Origin of the sequence: Fulvivirga lutimaris, assembly GCF_009711525.1 — a bacterium.
Classification (GTDB): domain Bacteria; phylum Bacteroidota; class Bacteroidia; order Cytophagales; family Cyclobacteriaceae; genus Fulvivirga; species Fulvivirga lutimaris.
Map to the genome: position 1 here is coordinate 1 of NZ_SMLV01000145.1, position 3,018 is coordinate 3,018.

General features: G+C 40.0%; 2 protein-coding genes. Both read left to right on the forward strand.

The genetic code is table 11. The features are described from left to right. On the forward strand, nucleotides 1-1,327 hold a 1,327-nt coding region (locus tag E1140_RS00880; protein ID WP_155178067.1), incomplete at its 5' end, for a TonB-dependent receptor domain-containing protein. 13 nt (nucleotides 1,328-1,340) lie between these two features. Next, a partial coding sequence (locus tag E1140_RS00885; protein ID WP_155178068.1) for a SusD/RagB family nutrient-binding outer membrane lipoprotein occupies nucleotides 1,341-3,018 on the forward strand: 1,678 nt, incomplete at its 3' end.

Consider the following 3,018-nt stretch of genomic DNA (forward strand, 5'->3'; position numbering starts at 1 on the left):
ATTAACAGGAAGAAATGACTGGTCATCTACTTTACCTCAAGGCAATAACAGCTATTTCTATCCATCTGCAAGTTTATCTGCAGTAGTTAGTGATATGGTTGATTTGCCATTATTTGTCAATTTCTTGAAAGCTCGAGTCGCTGCTGCTAAAGTGGGTAATGATGCTGACCCTTACAGAACAGGTGTTATTTATCGTATAGGAACTCCATTCACTCCATCAGGAGGTGCACCAATCAATAGAGCTTCTTTAGGTAACAGATTGGGGAACCCTGACTTGAAGCCTGAGTTTACCTCTGAGTATGAGGCAGGTTTTGAGGCTCAGTTTTTAAACAACAGAATAGGTATTGATGTAACTTATTTCAACAGAACTTCTACAGACCTGATCTTGAATGCTGATTTGGCAAGATCTACTGGATATGTCGATGAGGTAGTGAATGTTGGCGAGTTGAACAACAAAGGATGGGAGATAGGTTTGGATCTTACCCCTGTTAAATTGAACAATGGATTTGCCTGGAATTCTTATCTGGCATTTACGAAGATCAAATCTGAAGTAATCGATGCCGGACCTACGGGTGAGTTACTATTAGGAGGCCCGAGCAGTACTTTAGGTACTATTTTTAGAAATGGTGCTCCTTACGGACAAATATTTGGTTCTAAGAATGCAAGAGATGCTGAAGGAAATCTATTGATTGATCCTCAAAGCGGTTTGCCATTTGGTTTGCCAAATTCAGAAATTGTAGGTGATCCAAACCCTGATTTTACGTTAGGCTGGACAAATACCTTCACTTTCAAGGGTATTACTCTGAGGGCTTTGGTTGACTGGAAACAAGGCGGAGATTTTTACTCATTTACGGCAGCTTCCTTACTTCTTAGAGGTCAGTTGAAAATTTCTGAAGATAGAGAAGCTATTCGTGTCGTTCCAGGAGTCTTAGGCAATACTCAAACCTTCGAACCATTATTAGATGAAAATGGCAATAAGGTTCAGAATACCGTTGGGATTTCAGCTTTTGACTCACACTTCTCAAACGGCTGGGGAGCTTATGGTCAGGATGAAGTAAATATCTATGATGGTACTGTTATCAGACTAAGAGAAATTAGCTTAGGTTATAGCCTTCCAAAGTCTTTGCTTGAAAAGACTCCTTTCGGATCGGCTTCTATTTCAATATCTGGACGTAATCTTTGGTTCAACGCACCAAATATCTTGGAAGGTCTAAATCTTGACCCTGAAGTGTTAGGTGAAACTCCAGATTCCAATGTTCAAGGCTTTGAATATGGTAGTGCACCAACTACTAAGAGATATGGAGTGAACCTATCACTAACCTTTTAATTAAGAGATACTTATGAAAAATATAAAGAATAAAGTAGTCGCTAGTGCGATGTCTTTCATAATGTTATTTTCTGTAACATCTTGTGACATCTTCGACTTAGACATAAATCAGGATCCTAATAACCCAACAGAAGCTTCAGCAGATTTACTATTAGCAAATGCACAATTAGATGGTATTTCTTCATTCGCTGATGGTCTAAATAATGCCACCATGGGCTTCATGGGTATTAATACATCTTTTGATGACTTTAATATGACTAATGGAACATGGGCCAGTACTTGGAACTTTCTATACGCTGTTCCTTTAGTAGATTTAGAGCAAATAATTGTTTCTGCTGAAGAGTCAGGAAATAACCCTCATTATTTGGGTGTTGCTCAGGTAATGAAAGCCTACTATTTCAGTCTAATGGTAGACATGTGGGGAGATGTGCCTTACTTCACTGCTTTCAAAGGTGATCAGGGGGAGAAGGAACCCGGATATGATGATGATGCAGCTATATATACAGATTTAATTGCTTTATGTGATAAGGCTGTTGAAAATTTCGCTCTCAACAGTGCCGTATCTGTAACAGGAGATTTAATTTACAATGGAAGCATTGCAAAGTGGACTAAAGCAGCCAAAACGCTAAAATTGCGATTGCTGTTACAAACTAGCGCCTTAAACCCAGCTGTTGCTGCTGATATACAGGCTCTGATAGATGAAGATGACCTAATCACTTCTAGTTCAAATGATTTTCAATTTAAATTTGGAAGCCTTCAAAATCCTGATGATAGACATCCAATGTATCAAGATGGTTATGCAGGTGGAGAGGCGGCTTATTCTTACTTCGGACATCAGTTAATGGTGGAGATGTTGGAGAACAGAGACCCAAGAACTCCATTTTATTTTAAAAGACAAACAACGGATGTTCTGGATTTCAATGACCCATCTGAGAAGCAAACTATCCCTTGCTCTAACAGAAATGACTGTTCGTACAATTATTTAGTTACCAATCCTGCAATGACTAATAGGATATATGGCGTTGACCCCGGTAGTATGACAGCTGAACAGCAGGCCTACTTAGCAGGTTATTTTGGTCGCGATAGATCAGATCCATCCGGTATACCAAATGACAATCCATTGAGAACTATACCAGGAGCATATCCAAGTGCTGGATTGTTTGATGACGTAGCAGAAACAGGTGGTGGAAACAAAGGGCGAGGCGATGGAATATTCCCAATGATTACTTCATGGATGACCCACTTTTATCTTTTAGAAGCACAGGTGAGGTTAGGTGTTAATACTGGCATGTCAGATGCAGAGTTGTTGAACGCGGCACTCAGTGATCAAATGGATAAAGTTGTTGCTGTCGGAACGGCTGCGGATCCTTCTGCAAGTAGTGATGTTACGACTTGGGACTTCCCAATCACATACACCCCTTTTGATGATTATGTTGAAGATATTGTAGATGCTTACCCCGCTGGTGGTAATGAAGGACAGAAGCTTCAGTATATAATGAAGCAAGCTTGGTTCGCCAATTTTGGTAATGGTTTTGAAATCTATAATGCTTTTAGGCGAACTGGATACCCAACAGGACTTCAAACACCTTTACAACGTCCAAGGCAGTTTGCATTAAGGCTTCCGTACTCACAAACCGAATTGAATTTGAATGCTAGCACACCTGCAGTAGTGTATGATAGCCCTAGTGATG